The sequence below is a fragment of the Pseudomonas sp. genome, assembly GCF_030696055.1.
GTDB lineage: Bacteria > Pseudomonadota > Gammaproteobacteria > Pseudomonadales > Pseudomonadaceae > Aquipseudomonas.
Map to the genome: position 1 here is coordinate 1 of NZ_JAUYNP010000170.1, position 1,781 is coordinate 1,781.

1 protein-coding gene and 1 pseudogene are annotated in these 1,781 nt (G+C 61.5%); one reads left to right on the top strand and one right to left on the bottom strand.

The annotated features are described in order from the left end of the window. Positions 1-319 (top strand): annotated as a pseudogene (locus tag Q8Q83_RS10055) (ABC transporter ATP-binding protein); the annotation flags it as partial. Positions 320-611: 292 nt separating this feature from the next. Here Q8Q83_RS10055 and Q8Q83_RS10060 read toward each other — a convergent pair. After that, entirely contained in the window at positions 612-1,388 is a 777-nt protein-coding gene (locus tag Q8Q83_RS10060) for an ABC transporter substrate-binding protein (protein WP_305623346.1), read from the bottom strand. Positions 1,389-1,781: the final 393 nt, after the last annotated feature.

Genomic DNA, 1,781 nt, shown 5'->3' on the forward strand with positions numbered 1-1,781 from the left:
CAACGACCCGCAGATCCTGCTGATGGACGAGCCCTTCGGCGCACTCGACAGCCAGACCCGTCTGCAGATGCAGCAGCTGTTGCTCAAAGTGTGGGGCAACAGCAAGAAGACCGTGCTGTTCGTCACCCACGATATCGACGAGGCGATTCTGCTCGGCGACCGGGTGTATGTGATGGGCGCCCGGCCGGGGCGGATCAAGAAGATCCTCGACGTGCCGATCGAACGCCCGCGCACCCTGGATATGGTCATGCAGCGCTCGTTTATCGAGATGAAACGGGAGATCTTCGGCCTGCTGCACGACGGGGTGGAGGAGCACTAAGGACGCTTTGCCTCCCCTCCGCCACTGCTGGGTGATAGCGTCGCGGATTTTGCCCTGCGCTAAAAGCAACGCCCTGAAAACACAACAGCCGCGCACTGCGCGGCTGTTGGTTTGGCTGAAGATCGTCGGTTGGGCTGAGCTGCGCGAAGCCCAACAAGGCCAACTGGGCGGCAAGGGTTGCGCCCGATCCATCGCCGTTGGGCTTCGTTGCTGCGCGCCTCTGCCCAACCTACGCGGCCACCCGACAAAGGTTCAACACGAACGGACCATGGCCTTGTTGTTGCCTCAGCCCTTAGTCGCCGTAGATATCGAAGCTGAAGTACTTGCCCTGGATCTTCTGGTACTCGCCATTGGCGCGCACCGCCTGGATGGCGCTATTGAGCTTGCCGAGCAGTGCGCTGTCGCCCTTGCGCACGGCGATACCGGCGCCTTCGCCGAAGTAGTTGGGATCGGTTAAGGCCGGGCCGACGAAGGCGAACCCCTTGCCGTTGGCGGTCTTCAGAAAGCCCTCATCCACCGGAATGGCATCGCCCAGGATGCCGTCCAAACGCCCGGAGATCAGCTCCAGGTAGATCTCGTTCTGCGAGCCGTAGCGCACCACTTCCACGCCCTTCTCCGCCATCACCTTGGTGGCGAAGCGGTCGGTGGTGCTCGAGCGCTGCACGCCGATGCGCTTGCCCTTGAGGTTGCTGAAGTCGGCATCCACCGCGGCGCCCTCCTTCATCACCAGGCGCGCCGGGCTGTAGTAGTACTTCTGGGTGAAATCCACCGACTTGCGCCGCTCCTCGGTGATGGTCATGGACGACAGTATGGCGTCGACCTTCTTCACCTTGAGCGAAGGAATCAGGCCATCGAACTCCTGCTCGACCCACTGGCACTCCACCTTCATCTCGGCGCACAGGGCGTTGCCCATATCCACATCGAAACCGGCGATCTGCCCGTCGGCCTGCTTGAAGGCGAACGGCGGGTAAGCCGCCTCGATGCCCAGACGCAGCGGTTTTTCGGCGGCCACCAGGCTGGAGGCGATCAGGCTGAGGGCGAGGCCGCCCAGTAAGACGAGTTTATGCATCGAGGTCACTCCTGCTTTAACGAAAGGATGAGCAGCGAGGCCGCGGCAGCGGACTCCCTGCTCGGGCGGAAAAGGCATGGCAGAAGAACTGGCTGCAGGCCCTGGGAGCACTGAGACAACGCCGGTGTTAGGGAGTAGCTCATGGGATTTACCCTGTTTTTATACATTAAAGTCCATACTGGACTTTAATGTATAGGTCGTCAACCACCCAGCCGAATAGCGCCAGACCAACGGTCTGGCCGGTATCTGGACAGGGGTAACGCAGGCGTAGGGTCGTAGGGTGGGTTAGCGGCGCCTTACCGCGACCGCTGACTCAAGCCTATTGTGGTACGCCGCGTAACCCACCATCGGCGCAACGCGGAATATCGCTTGGTGGGTTACGCGGCGCACACA

What these genes read in the sequence shown, in the direction of transcription:
- Q8Q83_RS10060 (WP_305623346.1), bottom strand. Translation starts at nt 1,388, where the DNA reads ATGCATAAACTCGTCTTACTGGGCGGCCTCGCCCTCAGCCTGATCGCC.